The 22,416-nt window shown below is 34.7% G+C and carries 22 protein-coding genes; 14 read left to right on the forward strand and 8 right to left on the reverse strand.

What is annotated here, in order from left to right; translation table 11 throughout:
- The 9 genes from ACN0U3_RS09910 (at nucleotide 1) to ACN0U3_RS09950 (ending at nucleotide 8,553) form a co-directional block, all read left to right on the forward strand.
- A complete protein-coding gene (locus tag ACN0U3_RS09910; RefSeq protein WP_417266095.1) occupies nucleotides 1–2,850 on the forward strand; it encodes a type I restriction endonuclease subunit R in 2,850 nt (949 codons plus the stop codon).
- A gap of 11 nt (nucleotides 2,851–2,861) precedes the next feature.
- Nucleotides 2,862–3,758: a DUF5655 domain-containing protein gene (locus ACN0U3_RS09915; RefSeq protein WP_417266096.1), complete on the forward strand. Its 897-nt coding sequence runs from the start codon at nucleotides 2,862–2,864 to the stop codon at nucleotides 3,756–3,758.
- Nucleotides 3,759–3,814: 56 nt separating this feature from the next.
- Nucleotides 3,815–4,096 (forward strand): hypothetical protein, encoded by a 282-nt coding sequence (locus ACN0U3_RS09920; RefSeq protein ID WP_417266097.1) that lies wholly within the window; start codon nucleotides 3,815–3,817, stop codon nucleotides 4,094–4,096.
- A 69-nt stretch (nucleotides 4,097–4,165) separates the two neighbouring features.
- Nucleotides 4,166–4,849 carry a hypothetical protein gene (locus ACN0U3_RS09925; RefSeq protein ID WP_417266098.1) on the forward strand — a complete coding sequence of 228 codons (684 nt, stop codon included), beginning with the start codon at nucleotides 4,166–4,168 and terminating at the stop codon, nucleotides 4,847–4,849.
- On the forward strand, nucleotides 4,839–5,408 hold the full coding sequence (locus ACN0U3_RS09930; protein ID WP_417266099.1) for a hypothetical protein: 570 nt from the start codon (nucleotides 4,839–4,841) through the stop codon (nucleotides 5,406–5,408). The genes ACN0U3_RS09925 and ACN0U3_RS09930 overlap by 11 nt, the downstream gene beginning before the upstream one ends.
- A gap of 945 nt (nucleotides 5,409–6,353) precedes the next feature.
- The gene (locus ACN0U3_RS09935; RefSeq protein ID WP_417266100.1) at nucleotides 6,354–6,764 is read left to right on the forward strand and encodes a hypothetical protein; all 411 of its coding nucleotides are present in this window, start codon (nucleotides 6,354–6,356) and stop codon (nucleotides 6,762–6,764) included.
- A 586-nt stretch (nucleotides 6,765–7,350) separates the two neighbouring features.
- Nucleotides 7,351–7,773 (forward strand): DUF6943 family protein, encoded by a 423-nt coding sequence (locus ACN0U3_RS09940; protein ID WP_417266101.1) that lies wholly within the window; start codon nucleotides 7,351–7,353, stop codon nucleotides 7,771–7,773.
- 60 nt (nucleotides 7,774–7,833) lie between these two features.
- Nucleotides 7,834–8,004 (forward strand): hypothetical protein, encoded by a 171-nt coding sequence (locus tag ACN0U3_RS09945; RefSeq protein WP_417266102.1) that lies wholly within the window; start codon nucleotides 7,834–7,836, stop codon nucleotides 8,002–8,004.
- A gap of 126 nt (nucleotides 8,005–8,130) precedes the next feature.
- Complete coding sequence (locus ACN0U3_RS09950; protein WP_417266103.1) at nucleotides 8,131–8,553, forward strand: DUF1493 family protein; 423 nt, start codon at nucleotides 8,131–8,133, stop codon at nucleotides 8,551–8,553.
- Between the two features lie 62 nt (nucleotides 8,554–8,615).
- On the opposite strand, the gene ACN0U3_RS09955 is transcribed toward ACN0U3_RS09950, so the two are convergent.
- The 3 genes from ACN0U3_RS09955 to ACN0U3_RS09965 all read right to left on the reverse strand — a co-directional run bounded on the left by ACN0U3_RS09955 (nucleotide 8,616) and on the right by ACN0U3_RS09965 (nucleotide 9,854).
- A complete protein-coding gene (locus ACN0U3_RS09955; protein ID WP_417266104.1) occupies nucleotides 8,616–8,810 on the reverse strand; it encodes a hypothetical protein in 195 nt (64 codons plus the stop codon).
- Between the two features lie 20 nt (nucleotides 8,811–8,830).
- Nucleotides 8,831–9,043: a hypothetical protein gene (locus ACN0U3_RS09960; protein WP_417266105.1), complete on the reverse strand. Its 213-nt coding sequence runs from the start codon at nucleotides 9,041–9,043 to the stop codon at nucleotides 8,831–8,833.
- Between the two features lie 61 nt (nucleotides 9,044–9,104).
- Nucleotides 9,105–9,854 carry a hypothetical protein gene (locus ACN0U3_RS09965; protein WP_417266106.1) on the reverse strand — a complete coding sequence of 250 codons (750 nt, stop codon included), beginning with the start codon at nucleotides 9,852–9,854 and terminating at the stop codon, nucleotides 9,105–9,107.
- Nucleotides 9,855–10,224: 370 nt separating this feature from the next.
- On the opposite strand from ACN0U3_RS09965, the gene ACN0U3_RS09970 reads away from it, so the two are divergent.
- The 3 genes from ACN0U3_RS09970 (at nucleotide 10,225) to ACN0U3_RS09980 (ending at nucleotide 13,352) form a co-directional block, all read left to right on the forward strand.
- A complete protein-coding gene (locus tag ACN0U3_RS09970; RefSeq protein WP_417266107.1) occupies nucleotides 10,225–11,289 on the forward strand; it encodes a hypothetical protein in 1,065 nt (354 codons plus the stop codon).
- A gap of 3 nt (nucleotides 11,290–11,292) precedes the next feature.
- On the forward strand, nucleotides 11,293–12,594 hold the full coding sequence (locus tag ACN0U3_RS09975) for a DUF6602 domain-containing protein (protein ID WP_417266108.1): 1,302 nt from the start codon (nucleotides 11,293–11,295) through the stop codon (nucleotides 12,592–12,594).
- 503 nt (nucleotides 12,595–13,097) lie between these two features.
- Nucleotides 13,098–13,352, forward strand: a complete 255-nt coding sequence (locus ACN0U3_RS09980) for a GIY-YIG nuclease family protein (RefSeq protein WP_367182430.1) — start codon at nucleotides 13,098–13,100, stop codon at nucleotides 13,350–13,352.
- A 482-nt stretch (nucleotides 13,353–13,834) separates the two neighbouring features.
- On the opposite strand, the gene ACN0U3_RS09985 is transcribed toward ACN0U3_RS09980, so the two are convergent.
- From ACN0U3_RS09985 to ACN0U3_RS10005, 5 genes are all read right to left on the reverse strand, one after another.
- Nucleotides 13,835–14,806 (reverse strand): tetratricopeptide repeat protein, encoded by a 972-nt coding sequence (locus tag ACN0U3_RS09985; protein ID WP_417266109.1) that lies wholly within the window; start codon nucleotides 14,804–14,806, stop codon nucleotides 13,835–13,837.
- A gap of 197 nt (nucleotides 14,807–15,003) precedes the next feature.
- Entirely contained in the window at nucleotides 15,004–15,930 is a 927-nt protein-coding gene (locus tag ACN0U3_RS09990; protein WP_417266110.1) for a glutaminase, read from the reverse strand.
- 669 nt (nucleotides 15,931–16,599) lie between these two features.
- Nucleotides 16,600–17,499, reverse strand: coding sequence for a helix-turn-helix transcriptional regulator (locus tag ACN0U3_RS09995; protein ID WP_417266111.1), 900 nt, complete (start codon nucleotides 17,497–17,499; stop codon nucleotides 16,600–16,602).
- Between the two features lie 124 nt (nucleotides 17,500–17,623).
- Nucleotides 17,624–18,316, reverse strand: coding sequence for a nucleotidyl transferase AbiEii/AbiGii toxin family protein (locus ACN0U3_RS10000; RefSeq protein ID WP_417266112.1), 693 nt, complete (start codon nucleotides 18,314–18,316; stop codon nucleotides 17,624–17,626).
- Entirely contained in the window at nucleotides 18,313–18,825 is a 513-nt protein-coding gene (locus tag ACN0U3_RS10005; RefSeq protein WP_417266113.1) for a hypothetical protein, read from the reverse strand. Before ACN0U3_RS10005 ends, ACN0U3_RS10000 begins: the two co-directional genes overlap by 4 nt.
- A gap of 164 nt (nucleotides 18,826–18,989) precedes the next feature.
- Here ACN0U3_RS10005 and ACN0U3_RS10010 point away from each other — a divergent pair, with 164 nt between their 5' ends.
- Together ACN0U3_RS10010 and ACN0U3_RS10015 are read left to right on the forward strand one after the other, a co-directional pair.
- Nucleotides 18,990–21,062: an AAA family ATPase gene (locus tag ACN0U3_RS10010; protein ID WP_417266114.1), complete on the forward strand. Its 2,073-nt coding sequence runs from the start codon at nucleotides 18,990–18,992 to the stop codon at nucleotides 21,060–21,062.
- 252 nt (nucleotides 21,063–21,314) lie between these two features.
- Nucleotides 21,315–22,196, forward strand: a complete 882-nt coding sequence (locus tag ACN0U3_RS10015; protein WP_417266115.1) for a DnaB-like helicase C-terminal domain-containing protein — start codon at nucleotides 21,315–21,317, stop codon at nucleotides 22,194–22,196.
- Nucleotides 22,197–22,416: the final 220 nt, after the last annotated feature.

A 22,416-nucleotide genomic window follows, 5' to 3' on the forward strand; every position in this document is an offset into this window, starting at 1 on the left:
ATGACATCCCAACCTGAACACATACTCGAACTAAACCTTATTTCCCAACTTGAAAAGTTGGGTTATGAAAAGGCTGTAATCAAAGATGAAAGTGATTTATTAATTAACTTAAAAAGTCAATTAGAAAAACACAACAAAATCAAGCTTTCTGATAACGAATTTAAGCAAGTCCTAAATTACATCAATAAAGGGAATGTTTTTGAGCGTGCTAAAATATTAAGAGACCGCGTACCTTATACAAATGATCAAGGCATTACAAAAACGGTTGAACTCATTAACCAAATCCATTGGTGTAAAAATGAATTTCAAGTTACACATCAAGTTTCTATGGAAGGTTCTCACAAGAACCGTTACGATGTAACTATCTTAATCAACGGTCTACCTTTAGTTCAGATAGAATTAAAACGTCGAGGATTAGAATTAAAAGAAGCTTTCAATCAAACCAATAGATATGAACGTCATTCATTTTGGGCAGGTCATGGTTTATTTCAATTTGTGCAACTATTTGTAATTAGTAATGGTGTAAATACTAAGTATTATGCGAACTCTCCATTAAAGGCAAGGTCATTTAAACAAACCTTCTTTTGGGCTGATGCTAAGAATAAAATCATTACACAGCTTGCTGATTTCTCAGAGCTGTTTTTAGAGCCTTGCCATCTTTCTAAGATGATTACAAAGTACATAGTGTTGAATGAATCGCATAAGATTTTAATGGTGTTAAGACCTTATCAGTTTTATGCTGTAGAAGCAATTGTGGATAGAGTAAAAACGACAACAAAATTCGGGTATATTTGGCACACAACAGGATCTGGAAAAACCTTAACCTCGTTTAAAGCAGCTCAAATCCTAACAAACCTAAAACAGGTTCATAAAGTAGTTTTTGTCGTAGATAGAAAAGATTTAGATTATCAAACCACTAAAGAATTCAATTCATTTAGTGAAGGAAGTATAGACGGAACAAACAATACAAACACTTTAGTAAAGCAATTAGCAGGGGAGAATAAGCTAATTGTTACAACTATTCAGAAGTTAAATACAGCTATAAGTAAAACACGTTATTTGGGGCGAATGGAAGCTTTAAAAAACGAACGTATTGTATTTATTTTTGATGAATGTCACCGTAGTCAATTTGGCAAAACACATGAAGACATCAAGAGCTTTTTCCTAAACAGTCAAATGTTTGGCTTTACGGGTACACCTATATTTAAAGATAATGCTGGTACAAATCAATTCGGTAAGCGCACTACAAAAATGCTGTTTGGTGATTGCTTGCATAAGTACGTTATAACAGATGCTATAAAGGATGGAAATGTTTTAAAATTCTCAGTGGAGTATATCCGTACTTTTCAAAAGAAGGACAGTATTTTAGATATTGATGTTGAAGCAATAGATGAGGCTGAAGTGATGAATGCTCCTGACCGTTTGAATAACATCACAGACTATATTATCAATAATCATAAACGCAAAACACACGATAAACGATTTACAGCGATATTTTGTGTTTCAAGTGTAGATGTATTAATTGAATACTATAAAATATTCCTTCAAAAGAAAAGAGAAGGTCAACACAGCTTGCGCTTGGCAACTATATTTTCTTATCAAGCCAATGAAGATGATAAAGATGCAGTAGGATATATAGATGAAGACGATTTAATGATGGCTGCAGAGCCGCAAGAAGCGTATGCTACTAAGCACACTCGAGACGAGTTAGAAGGCTTTATTCAAGAATATAATTCTGAATTTGGTACTAACTACACAAATAAAGATAGCCAGTCATATTATAATTACTACAACGATATTTCAAGACGTGTTAAGAATCGTCAAATTGATGTGTTAGTCGTTGTTAATATGTTTCTTACTGGTTTTGATAGTAAACATTTGAATACACTTTATGTCGATAAGAACTTAAGATATCACGGATTAATACAAGCGTATTCAAGAACGAATAGAATATTAGACGAGGTAAAATCGCAAGGAAATATAGTTTGCTTTAGAAATCTAAAAGAAGCAACAGATGAAGCCATTTCATTATTCTCAAACAAAGACGCCATTGATGAAATAATCATGGAACCATACGAGGAGTATGTTAAGAAATTTAATACTTCATTCATTTCCTTACTGCAAATTGTACCAACCGTCAATAGCGTAAATGATTTAAAAGACGAAGAAGAAGAGGTCGAATTTATAAAAGCTTTTCGTGAAATCATGCGATTAAAGAACGTGCTTTCAACTTTTACTGAATTCAAGTTTGATGATATATCTATGAATGAGCAAACGTTCAATGATTATAAAAGCAAATACTTAGACTTATATGAAAAGTCAAAAAGTGATAATAGAAAGGAAAAGGTTTCCATTTTAGATGATATAGACTTCGAACTAGAACTTATACACCGTGATGAAATCAATGTATCTTATATTCTGAAGCTCATTGCTAACATTAATATCGCTACCACACAAGAGGAAAAAGATAAACAAAAGAAGCAGATTCTTGAGATTGTTGGCGGAGATACCACATTAAGAAGTAAACGAGAATTAATTGAGAAATTCATTCAAGAAAACCTTCCAATGATTCAAGACTCCGAAGACATTCCAGAAGTTTTTGAAACATTTTGGGATAAAGAGAAAAAGGAAGCCTTAAATCAATTAAGTGAAGAGGAAAGTATTGATCAAGCTAAAGCAGAAAAAGTAATAGGTCAATATCTTTTTACCGAAAAGAAACCATTAAGGGATGATGTTATCAACTTACTAAAAGAACGTCCATCCTTAAAAGATAGAGCTTCAGTAGCCGAAAGAATTACCAATAGGATAGTTGGCTTTGTTGAAACTTTTATTGATGGGATATCACGTTAAAATCACTAACCATGGCAGACATAAAACTATATCAAATTAAAGACGGACAAGCAACATCTAAATCTATTGCAGATTTTAAATATGAAAGTGAAATCCAAAAACTATGTGAACAAAACTTAGAAACATTTTTCGGAATTCGTTTTCTCGCATCTGAATACAGCACAGGAAATAAGCACAGAGGAAGAATAGATTCATTAGGAATAGATGAAAACAATTGTCCTGTAATAATAGAGTACAAGCTAGTCAGCAAAGAGAACGTAATCAATCAAGGTCTTTTCTATTTGGATTGGTTAATGGATCATCAAGCCAACTTCGAATTACTTTGCATGAAAGTATTGAAAAAAGAAGTTGAAGTAGACTGGTCAAATCCAAGATTAGTATGCATAGCCAAAGACTTCACAAGGTACGATGATTATGCCATAGGTCAAATAAACAGAAACATAGAATTAATCCGTTACCGCTTATTTGAAGGAGGGAATATCATATTTGAACAAGCAGGAACATCCCAAGTTCAAGACATATCAAAACCAACATCCCCAGGTATTACTAAATATCGAGACATGGAAGATGCCATAAGCGCATCATCTAGTGAATTGCTTTCTTTATACCAAGAATTAGAAAACTACATCAACTCACTAGGAGACGATATTCAAAAGAAAGAACTGAAATACTATCATGCATTTTCACGCATAAAGAACTTTGTCTGCGTCGAAATCCGCTCCAAAAAACAAGAATTAGTACTCTTCCTAAAACTCAACTACAACGAAATAGAAAATCCACCCAAAAACAGCCGTGACGTCTCCAATATTGGCCACTACGGAACAGGGGACACCGAAGTAACGATTAATTCCATTGAAGAACTTGAAGAAATAAAAGGATTGATTGAAGAGTCTTATGAGAATGGATGATCTTTAGGTTTTAAACTTATAAATTAATTATATTTACTTTTTTAAACCAATATCTTATGCCACATTCGTTTCAACTTGAAATAAAAACATTCACAATAAGTGAAGGGCTGAGAAGAGGAACACTTTCAGCAAGGGAAATATCACAACAAATTTTCGGTATTAATGAAGATAAAATTAATAACTCTTCATTTATCGAGTCTTTTAGCCATTTCATTCAATCAGGTTTTAACAGTAACAAAGCGGAAGATGGATTCATAACAAATGAGGATCTTACAAAGAAATATAAGATTGTAGAAGTCAAAAATAATTTAGATTATAGTTCTTTTTTCTGTGTGTAGATAGGTGGTACGATAGGAGAGAAAGGTAAGTTTAACAAGAAAAAAGACGGTCTATATACTTCACAGATAATGGATATTGAGGATTTCACAGATATACCGTTTCTTTTTTACATTCACTTTCCAATTGATAGCTCTGTAGGTGTTATTATGATGTATAAAACGAGTGCCCGTTCAATGAATAGGGAAGTGAAGTCATTTATAAAGTCCTTATTCTCTTTTAAAGGTTTTACAGTAAGATACAGGCCTTTTATTTCTAAGAATCAAAAGAAAGAATTCGAGTCGTTTTCTACGGTTGAAAAAATAGTAATTTCTCAAAACGTTAGAGGGGGAGATATGGATGATCCTTACGAGTTTTTTGATACTGAAAAAAAATATAAAGTAAAAATCGAAGTTTCAGAAATTAATGAACCAACAAATAAGTTTCTAAAAAGCATAAAGAAAAAAATATCAAAAGCAAATAAAGATAATACTCAAGAATTATTTCCTGAATTTAAAGATGCAGGTATCGATAAAGATAATGCTGATATCAAGACCTATATAAAAGAAAAAGGTGGTTCTAGTGCTAAAGCTGATTTTGAAGATTATGACTCATATTTAGAAAAACTTCTACCTAAGATTACTTTAAAAGAGAAATCCACTGTAGAGTATGGAAATAGCACCGGTGTGTTTATTTACGATGAGCTATTATCAGAATTAAATAGTATCTTAAAGGATGAAGTTATTCCAACTCTGAATGAAACCGATGAAAGCTGATAAGTTAAACATACGAATGATTGTTAGTAAAGGGGAAAAGACCCTTTCTAAGAAGTTTTGGTTAAATTTTTTATCAGCTGCTTTAGGGTTTTTGCTTGTTTTTTTTAACATGTCAATATCTGATTCATATTTATCTTTGATAATAAGTTCACTAGCTATTTTTACTGGATTCTTTTTTACTTTAATCGTTTATATAACTGATAAATCTGTTTCTAAAATTCAGATTATTGAAGAGTCCGAAAAGGATGCTACAAACTTGTCTAAATCACAGTTTAAAAAAGATTATGTGTCCTTTACAAAGAAAATAGTTTCTCAAATAAGCTACTCAATAGTTATGTCTATAGCATTAATAGTTTTATCTTTTCTCACTCAATTAGAACTTTTTTCATTCGAGGTATACAACATTGAAATTGATTTAACTTGTAAGCTTCAAGTAATCACATCTTTTTTATTTTACTATATTGCTTTTAGGCTAGTATACTTTGTGCTTATTATTATAAGTAATATGCAATCATTTTTCTATGGCGAAATTGACCAAGCTCATAAAAAATATGATTAACCCCCGCTTACAGCATCTTCATTCCTTTCGTGCCTCAATCCATTCAGAAGCTTCCAGCTCCCCACAGTCAGAGTATTCCTTCATTCGTTCCTCATTTTGTCATGCACTGACTTTTTGCCAACACACTTTTGGTTCCAATCTTCAAATAATTTTGGTTCCAACTAAAGAATTGATTGGAACAGGAAATAAGGTCTTCGTCCTTGCCTTCACAGCTTCAGCTTTTTTGTCTGCAAGGGTAAAACAAGTTCCGCTACGCTGCACCCTTGCATACACCGTTCCTTAGCCGTTTCCTCAGAATTCGTCAATTCGGCTGTTCACTAAAAAGTCTTCGCCTGTTCAGTCATCGTCCTCAGTCGTGTCTACTTTGCCACCCCAACTTCCTCTCAAGTTCGTCAGCTTCCCCAATAAGGCTGCTCTTTCTCATTCCTCCTCCGTCGTCATTTTCATTCTCGCTCTGTTATATGGGGTGTCATTCGCCACTTCGTGTTTGGCTCGCCTGCTACGTCACTCAGGCTTCGGGCCGATTCCAGTTTTTGGCATTACTCCTAAAATGTGCTAGCCTCCTAAAAAGTCAGCAAGCACCTAAACTCCTCGTTTCAATTAAACATTTGTGCAGTCAAGAGTAGGCTTATTGTTTTTCCTACATTTCATTCCGGAAAACCAAACACCTACACTTGTTTAAGATTATCCCTTCGAATCCAAAAAACTGGAAACGCCCCTCGTGTGCGAAAAGCACAGAGGTTGCAACTTGTCTGCTTCACATCCATTTGTTGCGCCCCCCTTCGTTCCACTCGCAAGACGGCTCGCGTTCTCCGTGTCTAGCTTTATCCTAAAATAAACCATATTCCCTCCGTACTTAGTCTGATTGAAAGCTGAAGGCTCCATTTCCTGTTTATCCTATGAAATTAAATGTGTTCTTAATATTTAAAGTGTTATTTTGCTATTATGTACATAGGAGTAAAAACATACGATTATAAGTTAATTGACTTTATAGAGTTTGAAAACATGTTTTGGGACCTCAATGATTCCAATTACATGAATGCTGCTATGTTGTTTATTGAAGAATACTTTGATCAGAAAACTATTTTTCATTTTAAGTTGAAAACGTTACTTTCCTTAATTCTTGAAAATGTACATGATCATGGTAGCGGTTCCTGTATAATGAAATTCGGTGTATTAAATAATTTTAAAACGATAGAAGTTTATGAACCACTTGGAGGTTTCGATTTAACTAACCTCCCAAATGGAACTGGTGGCTGTGGTTTTAGAGAAATAAAAAGAAGTAAATGTATAATTAGCCATAATCCAAAAGGTGATAAAACCTTTATACTTATTGAAACTAATCTTGTAGATTGAATACCAGCTTCCCAAAAGGTCAGCAGGTATTTTAGTTTTCCGTTCCAATTAAACATTAAGGAAGTCAAGAGTATGTGTTTACTTTTACATCTAAGTTTTGCTTTTTTATAATTCGTTTTTCCTTGTAAATAAACATGTCTTACAATCAAAAGAACACATACACTTGAGTACAAGTAACAACTTCGTACAATCATATAGCATTTCGATTGCGTTTAACGCTTCGATTAAGAAAGGAATCTACCTTATCACTGAGAGAATAAAATAAAAAAATAAAAGCAAAAATAGGGCTTCTCACAGCTTAGTAAAGGTCGAGCCCTTCGGGTTTTGCAATAATAATTTTGGTTAGAGCAAACCACCTCACTTTTACTTTTATAACTGTGCTCACCCATTTTACTAAGCTAAATCCCAGGAATCAAAATTTTTATTGACAAAAACCTTGACAAAGCTGCTCTTTAGCCCTGAAAAATGGGCTTTCTTTTTTCCTTTTTTTTCGGCCTTTTTGGTCGTTTTCTTTGGTTTTTTCTTTTGGAATTAATGGCGGAGCAAAAGCGACGCTGAATAAGACTTAATTTTTAAAACCTAAATTATGTCTAATTTCAAAATGATTACCTATCGAGAGGGCGGTGTGTATACAGGTCCCCACTTCTTCATCCTCAATAAAGGATTAAACAGCGGAAAACCACTCAAAAAGCCATGCCCGAATTGCTTTGTGATAAGCTGCAATTCAGAAAGTGAAAAAGAAAGCTTGTACTGGATAGTTTATTCCCTGCACCAAGGCAAACGATTTCAAATTGCTTTAGTAGGATCTGTGATTCCTTTCATTCGGAAAAATGACCTTATGGAAATAATTTATCAAGCTCAAAGAATAATGATTAACAAGCCTAATGCAGTCCAGAATACTGTTTCATCATTATTGAAGTTAGAGCAGCAGGAGGAGAGCTATAAGCGCATTCAAATTTCAATTAAACAGTTGAAACAGGTGCTTGTGCATCAATTAATTAAATCGTAATTGTTAACCAGTTTGGCATATCTCAGCTGATGGGATGTGCCGAACATAAATTTTATTATCATGTATCACGTAAATTCAGCAGTCATCAAAAGTATTCTTAGGTCAATGCCCAGAAAAGAAATTCCTGTAGAAATGGAGAAGCTCAAACAGAAGATTATTGAAACACCTCCAGGAACCGAAAGAAGTAAGTATTTAAAACTTTATCGATGGTGTCAAAAACTGACCTCCTAGCGATAGCAGAGAATCAAATAACACAAACGGGTTCATTGGTTGGCCCGTTGGGTTCATTTGTTTCTCTCAGTAGCCCGCTTCGGCGGGCTTTTTTGTTTATATTAGTCAAAACAAAATAACTTAAATTTGAAATGGATTAATGAAATTAGAAACTTTCTAGAGGATTACTCTGGTGTTCATGCTGATGATCCTGATATGGATATATTCAAAGACATGGGAATAGTTGGTGACGATTTTCACGAAATGATAGAAAAATATTCTGAGCAGTATGATGTTGATATGTCTGGTTATTTGTGGTATTTCCACACCGATGAAGAAGGAAATAATTTTGTAGGTAATTTTATTAAACCTCCGAATGACAGAGTCAAAAGAATACCTGTAACGCCTAAAATGCTATCTGATTTTATAGAAACCAAAAAATGGCAGGTTGAATACCCAGAACATGTAATCCCAAAAAGGCGTACAGATCTATTAATAAATCAGGTCATTGTAATCGCTCTGTTAGTTGGTTTAATAGTTTGGGGTATTATTAGCTTTTTCGATAAGTAAAAAAAACAGCGCCTTTCGGCACTGTCTTAATTATCCAATTACTAGAATTGAAAAGAGCATCTTTACTTACTGGAAGGACAAACCTCAGAAGAGATTTTCATTTCAAGAGAAATCGTCTCTGAATCTTCACAAGTCTCATGATCCACATCAACCATAATTGAGTTTACTGAGTTTGCTAAATCTGTTCCTGCCTTAAAACGAGGTTTCTTTTTTGCTCGAACTTTGATGATTAAACCATCTTCTTTACAATCTTTCATTTTATTTGTTTTATTGGTTATTAAATTTCGTTTCCCTCAACTACTGCTTGGGCAACGGCTGTTATTACGGTTCCTCCAATTATGAGGTATTCACCCAATCTTGAAAGAAACACAGGGAGTTCATAATCTGAAGCCACAAGCGTTCCTCCAATAGCGAGTAGGATTAAACCTATGTTTCTGAAGTCCCTGAAGAACTTTGGGGTCTTTGTGCTTATTCTTTTGATATAGTTCATCTTTTTAAAAATTGATTGAAACACTAACTTGCAACCTTTGCAAGCTTTGCAAATTGGTTAGCTAAATCACTTCAACCACCCTTAAAGCATTGTAAGCTCCATTTTTCAAAGTGTACTGATTCCCATTTACGTCTTGAAAGAACTCCAAACGAAGAAGCACCATGCTTAACCCAGATGGTGAAGGTGTTCCTGTTGGTGTTAACGTAACGTTATTTGGAGTCATGTCAATCGGTAAGTTTTCAATGTTGGAAAGATGAAGCTCCTGTTCGCCAGTTGCAAAATCAACACCTAAAAAACCACCTGTCAAGCTGATATGTGTCGCTCCTTGTGGAATCACAATATCATTTTGCGTGATAAGGTTGTTTATAGTAATCTCACCAGTTGAAGTGTTCACACTATATGGTTTGAAAAGAATAGAACTGAGAACGGCTTCTTTATTAAAGTCAAAGCCCTTAATAATATTAGCAGCTGCAGGATCCTGCAAACCTTGAACAATATTTCTTTGACCTCTTGCACTCGTAGTGTCTAAGTTTTTGATTTTAGTCATCACTTGCGTAAAGCGAGAAACTAACCTTGAATCAGATGCAGTCATTGATAGCGCACGAGCCCCATCTCTAACCAACTTACCTGCCTTTGCAGAAGTTCCAAACTCAGCATTGTTTTCACGTGTACGCTCAAACGCTGGATCATTCTTAATACGGTCCTTATCAACCGATGTTTTCATTCGTGCCAAGTCACCATCCTTGGTCTTGTAAAAGCTAACGTTATCTAACGTTCCTTTCAATTTAATTAAGCCGCTTTGTCGTGCCATAGTTATAGTATTTATTTATCAATATTACAATTGTTATAAATATACGCTATAATAGTGGGATAGTTGGCTATCTCGTTGCTGTTGCTTTGATTCTCTACTTTTTGCTAATTATTAAGTATTTTGGTCGAATTAATTTTATTTATTTGAAAAGGTTAGTGTGTCGAAACGCACTGGATGTGATTTGTAAAAAAAACATTATATTTGAACCATTAAGCACTACTCTGTAGATCGCATATCTAAAATGCATCTGATGAATCAGGCTCAAAAAAGTAGTATGTGAGTTTAGTTATGCGTAACCATATTTATAATGACAATAAGCTTTATAATAGAATGCATCGATTGTTCTGAGAACTACAGGATAAGATACGGAATGGGTAATAATTTCCCGCAATCGGCATCATTCCAATGTTCTGAATGCTCAAAAAAAATTAAAATTGGGTTCAAAAGTATAGGAGAAGATAGAATTATTGAAGGGTGTAAGGTTATCAAGGATGGTGGATTTGAAATGGATGTTAAAGTAGTAAATTTACATCCAGAAATTCCAACCGATAAAAATCGTCTTCATGATCCTTCCTTGTTTCAAACAATGGGAGTGTTTCAACGTTTGGATAAATCCAATGCTGACTTATTCGAATTCAAAGAGCTCCAACACATTTGGACTCAGTTTCGCACTGAATGGACAAATAATATAGAATCTTCACTTCGTATCCTAGCTAAAAAAGGTAAGAGTGAACTTAAAAGGTTGAAGAAATTAGATTTTGATGTTTTTGCAGATAAATTTCATCAATGGTTAGCTATCTTTCTTAGCGGTAAAAAGGATAATAAATTCGATAAAGTAAACATTGAATTTCGATCCATTAATAGTTCAGAAATTAAAAGTTATCTCAGTAAAGATGGTAAGTTACTTAAACAGGTATATTCTCTCTGCAATATTTATATGCAACATTCTGAAAACTTTCAGAGCACAGTGTTTTATCAAAAGTATGGATGGGAATTAACATCAAAAATGACGGCAAATGTACACTGGGAAGATATTGAATCTGTCTACGGTGATTTATATGAAATCGTTGGAGATTTATTAATCATTCCAACAATGATGAATAACATAAAACAAAGTAGAAAATTTGATCAATTCAGTACATCTGGATTTACATTGGAAAAATATTTAATAACAGATAAAGCTGGTAGAGGTACAAATTTCCAATCCAACCCTAATCTAGAGCATTTAACCGATTTTTATTTTCCATGGCTACGAAATGGAACCCACCATAAAAACTCCACTTTCAACCCAGAAACACATGAAATAACATTAGGAGTTGGCAAAGGTGGTGGTACCGAAAAAAAAATAGGCCTAATAGAATATATTAAGGCTTGTAACGAATTATTTGAAGTTGGAATTTTATTATCAAGTTTAATCCTACACTTAAAAAAGTAAAAGATGATTAAAAGTGTTGCTGATTTATTAAAAGGTTTTTTAGAAAAAGAGACTCAACTTTTGAAATCCTATGATATTGTAAAACACCCTGGTATTATCGGAGATATGTATGAAGGTTTAACTAAAGAAATACTTCATAAAAGTATTTTTGATGGATTAGATTTAAGAATATGTGCTGGAAAAATTAAAAATTCAAAAAATAATTTTAGTGGGGAAATTGACTGTATGTTAGTTGTCGGGGATGGAGAAAAAATACCATACACTGATAAATTTATTTATGACTCCTCAAAAGTTGTAGCCGTTATTCAAGTTAAGAAAAACCTCTATTCTAAAGATTTAAAGGATTCATTTACTAATTTAAAATCTGTTGTTGATATAACAGAAGAAAGGGATGGAGAAAAATTCCACTCAAATTTACTAAGGACAGCATATAGAGCGATTTGCCAAACAGAGTTGCCTAACCGTTCTGACTTAGAGAAGCTACCGTTTGAGAAACAAATGTTATTTCATATTCTCACATTAGAGGCTTTTTATCCGGCAAGAATAGTGTGGGGGTATAATGGTTTTAAATCAGAATATTCACTTAGAAACTCTATGATTAATTTTCTTGAAAAGAATATTTCAACAAAGGATGAAAAAATTAGAGGCTTCGACCCTTTAGGATTTCCAAACCTCATAATCTGTGAAAATAATTCATTGATTAAAAATAATGGTATTCCATTTGCATACCCAATCGATAAAGATTTGTGGTGGCCATTTCTCGCATCTTCACCTGAAAACCCAGTATATTTCTTTCTAGAAGTAATATGGACACGCCTTCATTTTATGTATGGTATATCTTCTGAAATATTTGGAGAAGATTTGAAAGTTGATGAATTGCACGGTTTTCTGTTAGCAAAAGCAAAAAAGACTAAAAAAAATGTGGGTTGGGAATATATGCATATTGATTTAACAAAAGAGGAGTTAGAAAAACCATTAGATGAAACTGAATGGGAACCTTCATTCCTAGATAATTGTCAGTTTGTAATTATAAATAAACTTTGCAAAAAAGAAGAACTCAAATATTTTGATGATAAAGAGTTGGAGGAGTTTGTTAAGAAATCAGGCTATACACTTAAGTCATTTGCTGAATCATTAAAGGCAACAGGACTTGTTGATATTGAAAATGGAACTTTTAAATTAATAACGGATCAGTGTCTTTGTGGCATAAGCTCCACTGGAAAATACTTTGCTGGAGAGAATAAAACAGGTAGAGTTGAAAGATGGTCAAAAAACGAAATGAAAAAGCAATCTATGAACAAATAAGCGACACTATCAGATCCACCTATTTGTAAACCGTAATTGCTCTTATTTTCTTTTAATACGTACATGCTTTATATTTATCCATTAAAAAGAACTAGATCCTCCAACCATTACCCATAGATACTATATGAAAAGCGAAAAAAGAGTGAAAAAAACTTCATTAGATTTCATAAAAGCTATGGTATATCGAATATTTAGCAGTATCTTTGACGCAAATAAGAGCAGAACGTTCATTGATTATCATGTAATACCAAGAAATAACCCAGTGGGCTATTCGTGGGACTTAGTTAAATGCTAAGTGTAACTACTTGATAAATAGATATTATGCGTTGGGTAGGCTAGTCCCGTCCAGACCGCATTTACAAAACGCCTCTATGGCTGGAGGAATAGAGACCCCTAAGATGTATCAATGTCTTAGGGGTTTTGTCTTTTATGGAAGTTTGTCTTTAGATGGTTTTTATGTGAGTTTTTTGTTTATCTTAAATAGAGAACCATAAATCACCACCATGAATCAATATTGCACGTACATCTTATTCAGTCCAAAGTTTAATAAATATTACATTGGACAAACACAAAATCTTGAAAATAGAATTTCAACGCATAACTCAGGAAAAGTAAAGTCCACCAAACATTATTTACCTTGGGTGAAAGTTTTAATTCTAGAAAAAAATACGCGTTCAGAAGCTATTGTTTTAGAGAGAAAGCTAAAGAATTTAAATAGAGAACGATTGTTAGAGTTTATAGATAGATATAAGGTGTGAATTTTAACGCCTCTATGGCTGGAGAGTTCCGACGCTTCGGTCGGAATTCAGACTGTAACGTCAGAAAAACCCCTAAGATGTATCAATGTCTTAGGGGTTTTGTCTTTTATGGGGTTTTGTGTTGTATAGCCTCTATAGCGGATCAAGATGAATCAAGACCAATTGTTGTGGATTAAGCACAAATACTTGTCAATCTGAGTTAGGATTATTCAACGTTTTAAGTATAAAAGTGGTTAAAAACATCAATCACCTATTGATGCGGGATTCATCCCACATTCAATAATTTAAAACATTATAAGCTTAGCCGTTTTAACGGCTTCTTTCAACAATTAGAACAAACCTTTTTAATGTAAAGGATAAGCACTCTTCCTTTTATCAAAGATAAAATGGCGTGAAAAATTATTAAGAAGGGGAGAAGGCCTAATTCTATTGAATTCCCCAAGACGAATATAGCCTCCTCATTACAATCAATAAGCATACTTTTATTGATCTACAATCCTTGCTGTTTTAAAGAACTGGATCCACTTATCTTGAAGTTCTGTTGGTATTTTGGCTTCTTTTATAGCTCTGAAATTCATGAACAGGGAAGTTTTTCCTTGAACGACATACCAGAGTTGAGATTCTGGTTTTTTGTCAATGTTGTATTCTGGAGATTCAATGATGAAAATAATCCATGGGTATTCGGCCGATTCATCTTTCTCAATGAACGTTAACTTTGCCTTCGGAGCCATTTTCTTGGCCTGTTCAATCATCATGTTCATGGCCTTGTCCATAGGAACGTTTTTTGCTCCTTTAACGGTCATCATACTTCCAAACTCAGTCCAATCTTCTAAGGATTCATCAGCATGAATGTACTCAACTAACGTTATCTCACTAGATTCTTGCTCGCTGCCTACTTTCCAATTCTCTTCTTCGGGCCATTCAAGCAATAAAGTTTCGGTAGATTGAACTTCACCCCCACAAAATTGAATCAAATACTGTTCAGCTTGTGCTTCACCTAGTTCTAAAGCACGTTTAAAATCTAGGCATGCTTCTTCTTGTCTACCAGTTTGTGCACGAATCTGTCCTCTCAAAGTTAAAGCGTTTGGAGTCGACGGATCCAATGCTATCGTTTTGTCCAAATCCGGTAATGCTTCTAGGTACTTTTGTTGACTCGCAAAAACAGTTGCACGACTATAATAAGCCTTAACAAAATTGGGGTCCAACTTAATCGTTTTGTCAAAATCAGCCATTGCTGACTTATATTCTTTGAGCGCCAACTGACAAGAACCCCTGTTGTAATACGCGAGTTTGTTGCTTTTATCTGCTTTTATGGCCTTAGAATATTCTTTAATAGCGCCTTTGAAATCTTGTTTTTCATGCTTTTCTATGCCCTTTTCCAAGTATTCTTCCGCAGTTTGTCCGTAAATTGTAAACGTAAAAATCAGTAATAATACTGTCAGTATTCCTTTCATAATATTTGTTTTTTTTGATCAACTCCTTTGGCATTTTCTCACCAAATGAATGCCTCTAGGCGCTTTGCCCCAAGAGTATTAGTTCCATCATTGTTAATTCATGACAATATAAGAACTATTCTGTGATCTCGTATAGCTAAAATACATAGGAACTAAAGCTGCACATTTTATTCAAAACCATGCTCTCTTCAACCACTCTAAAATATCGAAGATTCGGTTTTTGTTGTAAACTCTTCAAGAAAGCGCATTCCTTTATATGAATTTCCTTTGGCGTTTAATTTCGGACTCCAAACAGCAATGGCGTATTGTTTTGGATGTACTGCCACAATTCCACCGCCGACGCCACTTTTTCCAGGAAGGCCAACTTTGAAAGCGAAATCTCCTGATTCATCGTAAAAGCCGCAGGTTTGCATTAATGCGTTTATTCTTTTGGTTTGACTTCGGGTAAGTATTTGTTTTCTTTCCGTTAAGGTAAAGCCGTCATTGGCTAAAAATAAAAACAGGTTGGAGAGTTCTTCGCAACTCATTTCAAGTGAACAAAGATCATAGTAGAAGTCAAGTACATCAGAAGGTTCGTTTTCTATGTTTCCGAATGACTTTATTAAATTGCATAAAGCAGCATTTCTGTATCCGACTTCCCTTTCAGAATTGGCTATTTTTGATGAATAAGCAATGTCTTTGCTATCGGAAAGGTTTCTTACAAAATTCAGGAAATCTTCTTTAGGGTTCTTTAAGTTATTTAATAGAACATCAGCAATAACAAGCGCTCCAGCATTTATGAATGGGTTTCTCGGAATTCCATTCTCTACTTCAAGTTGAATCAGTGAGTTAAAAGGTGTTCCAGAAGGTTCCACTTTTACCCTTGTCCATAATTCCTCACCGAGTAAGTCATACGCCATAATAAGCGATAATACCTTGACAATGCTTTGAATAGAAAACTTGTCATAGTAATTTCCCACTCCAAAATTTGAATTGTCAATCGTTGAGATGTGTACCCCAAAAAGCGTTGAATCTATATTTTCTAATTCAGGAATGTAAGATGCTAAGCTTCCTTTGTCTTCACTGTTCTTTATCTGTTCGTAAAGATTTTGAACTATATCGTTCACATCTACATTTGTATTCATATTTCTAATTTTAAGGGGATAATTTTAGACATGTTATTCACTGTTTTCACTCTGCTCCAAAGTTAACTTGATAAACATAAAATTCAAGAAAGTAGTAATTTAATTGTAGAGAGCTGATCTATAACTTTAGGCAGAGTGGAGAGAAAATGATAACAATATAAGTCAGGTAAGATAGAAACGCCATAATTCAGTTGGTAATATAGATTCAGTCAGCGGCGGTACTCTAACTGACGTGCTGTATCGTTCCCGTCAGTTCGAGTGAATTTTGAAATGTGGTGTAGATTTTTGTATCGCTCTCGTCAGTTCGAGTGAATTTCACAACGCAGTGGAGAAATTTGTATCGAGAACAAAGGGAACCTCAACAGAAACAGAAGTAATTTATCATCTATTTTTTTTTGAGCCTATTTCCGCCTACACCGCCAAGTTGCCTCCCCAAATCCTTTTGAAACAACCCAAACAAAGGAGCTTCTAAAGTCGCTCTTTCTTTGCGTGTTCAAATAGGTTTTGTGTTCGCCAAGCTTTCTGGTTTCGTCGGGGCAGTAGCTGATATTCCAATTTTAGAAGAAATTAGGAAGGCGCAAAACCAATGTCTATAAACTGGGAGTTGGCCGAGCCGATACCGCATTATTTGTGGAAGGAAAGTGCGAAGTTGGCGGTGGGGTAGGGCTATTAATACCCCTCCAACATTCGCCCAGCCCTCTCCTTAACCTCCTTCACCAACCACTCAGGTTCAATAACCCGAACAGTATCCATTTGCATAAACACCCGCTGAACGAACTCATAATTTGGCTTCAATCTTAATTCAATAAGATCCTTACCATCTTCAACTTTGATAAACTTTTGAGAAGAGTGGAGTGGGGCAGACTTGAGGTATGGAACCTGACTCTTTTGTACAGCTATGACTACTTTTTCAACTTCAATTCCTGTGTAAACAAGTCCAACCACATCATTAAAACGTTCTTTTAAGTTCAGATCCGCATCAGGAACAAATGTTTTGGTAAGAATTTCTAATTCCGAAATTCGATCCAATCCAAACGTTCGAATTTCATGCATTCCAGCAACAACCCCCACAACATACCACCTCCCTTGGTATTCTTTAATGAGATAAGGCTTCAATTGATACCTCTTTGATTTTCCTGATTGGTAACTCTCATGTTTAAATCGAATCCGTTGATGATTTCGAATAGCCACTAAAATATCTTGTAAGAATTCAATCCCAGAAACATTTCCCTCGTGTTCAAAATCAATATAATTCAAAGTTTCTTTGCTTTCTTGGAGACTTTCCTGAAAAACATGCGCTGTTTCTACCAACTCCAGCAAACGCAAAAAACTGTCAATCGGTAAACTTTTTTCTTTATTGATAAAATACCCTCGTTTACTTTGATTGTATTCAATTTCCACATCAAATTCATTCCGAATCGCCTCAAAATCTCGCTCCAGTGTTCGCTTAGAAGCTTTCAATCCAATACGTTCATTGTATTCCATGATTTTTTCCATAGAAGGAAATTGACCAGTTTCTAGTAAATCGATAATGCGTTTGTAACGACGAATGATGGCTTGTGCTGACATGGGGTTTTTAGGCGAATATAAGAATATTGATTTTTTTAAACATTTTTAGAGGGAGGAATTCCTACTTTATCAATGTTAGACTTTATAATCTGTTGGAAAAGATATAGAGTTCAACTGAAGGTTCTCAACTATTACTACAAACCTCATTAAGTGTCTTCATTATTTTATTAAATCGATACTCTTGATTTTCATGGAATAAATTTCCTAGAATCGCTTCATGTTGACTGCTGTTTTCTATTATTTTATTAAAACGGTGAATGAGATATTTTTTGACTTTACTCTCGCTAGATAATATTTCTTTTTTAAGCCTTGATGTATGATTTAGAATATACACAATATCCTCAAAATCATGACTTGTTCTAGGGTCTTCTCCACCTCGATTTTCAAAAGCTGTAAATTTTGTTGCTAAAAAGTAAGGAAGTGACAAACATCTAACAGTAATATCATCAATTTCGACTTCAATTAAATCTTTAAATCCAGATTCAAACCACTGATTTGCTGGTGCCCATCCTACTTCTTTTGTGGACATAACATCTACTTTTATGTCTTCAAATCGAAAACGACAAACAACCTTGTCCTCATGTGATTGATAAAACCCCTTTTGTTCTAGGCGATTTCTTATTTTTTCCAGCTCTCCAACAGTTGTAATTTCCAAACTTATATCTATATCTTTTGTTGGTCGAACATCATCAGCTGATTTATCATCAATATATAAACTCACCACTGCGCTTCCAACGAAAACAGCATCATTATTAAGCTCCTCTAACGCATAAGCGATTTTTTTAGTAGCAGCCCTATTAATCAAAGTGTTTTTCATAATAATCGATTTTTCAATTCCTCCTTTGCCATATTAACTTCACGCGCTTTACCAACCCTCAATGTATCACACAAAGCCATGAACTCATAAAATAATGGATCTTTTAAACAAGCTTCAGGAACTTTTGGGTGAAGTGGCTCGATAGACTGACCTCTTATTGTACCCTCGCCGTAAGACCATACGAAAGACTCATTACTAATAATTTCCTTACTTAAAGGCGAAGCAGAATGTGCGGTAGGAATACCTCTAAGAATAGAACCCGGCTTTTGTGGATAAACATATTTTAAACCATGCACTAAGAATTCTAATATAGATAATCTCATTAAAGTCTTTTTATTCTGAGTTATTAACCCTGCAAATGCTGAACGACTTAAGCTTTCACTCACCTCACTTGCGCTAATCCCCAATTCATGGGATAGTTCCTTCATCAACCATGGTTTATTTTCTTTCGCTGCAATTTTTAATAGAATCACTATATCGTGGGGACGCATTCCATTGTGCTTTTTCATGAGATATAATTTTCATACAAATATAACAATTAATCCTTGATTCGCAATTCGCGAATCGCGAATTAAAATAAAGTTCTTATTGCATAAAATATTTAAAACCACTCACCGACACCTTCTGTCAGTGCCTACTCCGACATTTGTCTTAAATCAAATAAAAAACAACTATGAATAAAGAATTAACAGACTTAAAAAATGGTTTTAATGAAAAAGTTAATCGCTTGGAGGAAGTGCGCATCCAACTCAAAACAGAATTCACTGGAATTGACAGCGCCATTGACGAAGTCATTGACTATATGTATTCTTGGTACACCTTAGCCGAGATTCAAATGCAGCCCACTGTGGTTAATTTATGGGGACTTACCGGCGTTGGAAAAACTTCTTTACTGCTAAGAATTGCAAAATTGCTCGAAATAAAAGATAAAGCTTTTCGGGTTGATTTAGGTGTAAAACACGGCAGTAATTCTTTTAACTCCACCATAAATGAAGTGGCTACGATGTCCAACGATGAACCTGTGATGATTATTCTCGATGAATTTCAACACGCAAGAACAATCAGAAACACCATGACAGGTAAGAAAGAAATTGATAGTGGATTACAGCGTCAGCTCTGGGACTTGCTTGATTCTGGTAAAATTATTCAAAATAAATGGAAGCATATTATCATCGAGTTGGTTCAGTACATAAGAAGTATGAATATGCTTGTCAATAGAGGTGTGTCTGTCAAAAATGGTCACGTTACAGAAGAGAAAGAACTGTTCGAGAATGAAATGAAAGAGTTGTTGTTGATAGAATCAGAAACTGAAAAAAGTTGGGCTATTCCCAAAAGCTTGCATTATGGTTTGTTGGAGTATATTCCTGAACGATACGAATGTGAAAGTGTGGAAGATCTAAAAGACTACTTAAAAACTTTGGACGGCCAGCAAACAATTAACTTTATGGAAGAGGTTTTATTGAAGGCCAAACAACCGACTGAAGTATATTTTCATAAATCCATCATTTTTGTTGTGGGTAATTTGGATGAAGCTTATGAAATCAATAAAAATCTCAATGCCGATATTTCTGCAGATGAATTTCATGAAACGAGTCTGAAAATCACCATTCCTGATGTGAAAACTGCTTTGCAAGACCGTTTTAGAGATGAGCAAATTGCTAGATTAGGAAATAACCACATTATTTATCCTGCGCTGAATAAAAAAGCTTATCGCCAACTTATTCAAATGAAATTGGATGCCTATTTTGAAATGTTGGAAAATCGCTATGCGGTAAGTTGGACTTATGATGCGACTTTAATCGATAAGATTTATGAAGAAGGGGTTTATCCTACACAAGGTGCGCGTCCTGTATTGACCACAATTTATCAAATGGTGAAATCAAAAACAGCCCTTATTTTTCAATCTTTAATGCAAGAAGAAAAGCAAGTCAGTAGAATATCTTTGTCCGTTGTCGAGAATCAGTTGGTCTGCCAACTTTTTAATCTGGATACAGAAATTAAAACGATAGCTATCCCCTTGCAGTCAAAACTAGGTGAATTGCGGAAACCAAAAGATAATGAGTCGCAAGCGATAACGGCTGTTCATGAAGCAGGTCATGCGGTGTTGATTGGGCATTTATTAGAGGAAGCGCCACAAATGATTACTGCAACTGCCACCGATAAAAGCGAAGGATTTGTATACAACCGTTCTTATGAAGACTTTACCTCCAAAAAATACCTCATTCATAGAACAGCAGTTCAACTCGGTGGATTGCTGGCAGAGAAATACATTTTCGGAGAAGAAAATATTACCATGGGTGCGAGTTTAGATATAAAAAATGCCTACTCGATGATTGACAACGCCTTTAAAAATGCAGGAATGGGAAATAAAATTTATCATTACGCACTTTCATCTGAAGAAGCATCTCCCACTTTTCATCAAATAAAAGATGTAGAAAAAGAAATCACCAATGTTATCGATGCTGCCCAAGAATTAGCAGAAAATGGTCTTAGAAAAGAAAGAAATCTGCTTTTACAATTAGCAAAACGATTGCAAAACACTTCAAAAATAGAACGAGATGAATTCATCCAACTCTACAATAAATATGGAGCTAAAAGCATTGACTTTGAACGCAAATCAACCTTTTATAGAGACCGCATAGCAGAAGCTTTGGAGGCTGACGATAATAGAGCAGAAATAGCCAGACATAGGGCGGTTGTGCTGAATAGAGGTAAATCAAAAAGCGATATTTTGAAAGATTTATAAAACTGCAAGTATTTATGTTTTCAGTCCGCTTGAAAATCTATTCAAAATAAAAACAAAGTAAAATACCGCCCTGTAAGGGCAACTTATTCCAACCCAAGGCAGCGTCCTTGGGTTGGAATACATCTAACTCTTCAGCGCCCTGAAGGGGCAAGTCAAAAAAAGGACATAACTAATCCCAATTCATCACTAATAATCTACCCCGTCATCTTCTGACGGAGCTCTTTCTCACCTTTGTATCAAATCAAAAAAATCATGAAAACAATAAACACACTTTACCATCACCTCAATAAAATTCTTGCACCATCGGTAGATGGCTTTGTCTCGTCTTCAATAAATACGGGGTTCTCCAACATAGACCAACAATTGAATGGACTTCAACTGGGAGAACTTTATGTTTTGGGTGGTGCAGCAGCGATGGGAACAAAAACAATGGCAAAAGAATTGGCTTTAAGAGTAGCTAATCATTCTGGTGTTCTGTTTTTACCTCAGGTAGAATCCTTAGATGAATTAACGAAAAAACTACTTTGCATTGAAGGAGATATTCAATCGTGTAGTATAGAAAAACAACCTTGGGACGCTAAATTGGCTAGTAAAGTCTCTAAAACCATGAAAGCTTTCAAACAGAAAAATTTTTATTTGAAAAATGTATGGCAATATAATGAAGATGATTTCTTTCAGCTACTTGAGGATTATATCACTCAAAGTGATGTTAAATTAATCATTATAGATCATGAGGAAAGGCTATTCAAAAACTTGAAAGGTTCATTTAGTGCGGAGGAAAAATATCTTTTCGTATTAAAAATGAAATTACTCCTCAACCGTCTAAATTGTTGTGGGATAATCTTGAGAAAGTTGAACGCACCCGAACCTACCGAAGAAAATCCATATCAAATCCCAAGCTTAGAGGACATTCAATCAGAATATGATATAACAAGATTAGCCAACCACCTGTGGATCATGCACCGATTAGATTACTACGGAATTGAAGAAGATGAAGTAAATAACGACACTAAAAACCGTATAGATTTATTCGTTATGGATGAAGATGAAGGGTACTTAGACAATCTGTACTTTCAATTTAATGAACGTTTTACCGGGTTTGAGGTGATGGAGGAGTTGAGGAAAACGAAGTAAATAACTCAACCAAAAACCGTATTGATTTGTATTTGATGGATGAGGACGATGGGTACTTGAGTAGTTTGTATTTTAGGTTGAATGGAAGGTTTACGGGGGTGGAGGTGATGGAGAATTGGTGAAAGTGAGTGGAAAAGATTAATGTGATTGAGATACTTACGCTGCTCTTCCTCGTTGCAATAAAATCCCTATATTTGGATTTTTACAAAACTAAAATAAA

It is taken from the genome of Brumimicrobium sp., from assembly GCF_048268645.1.
Taxonomy (GTDB): Bacteria; Bacteroidota; Bacteroidia; order Flavobacteriales_D; family Crocinitomicaceae; genus Brumimicrobium; species Brumimicrobium ulvae.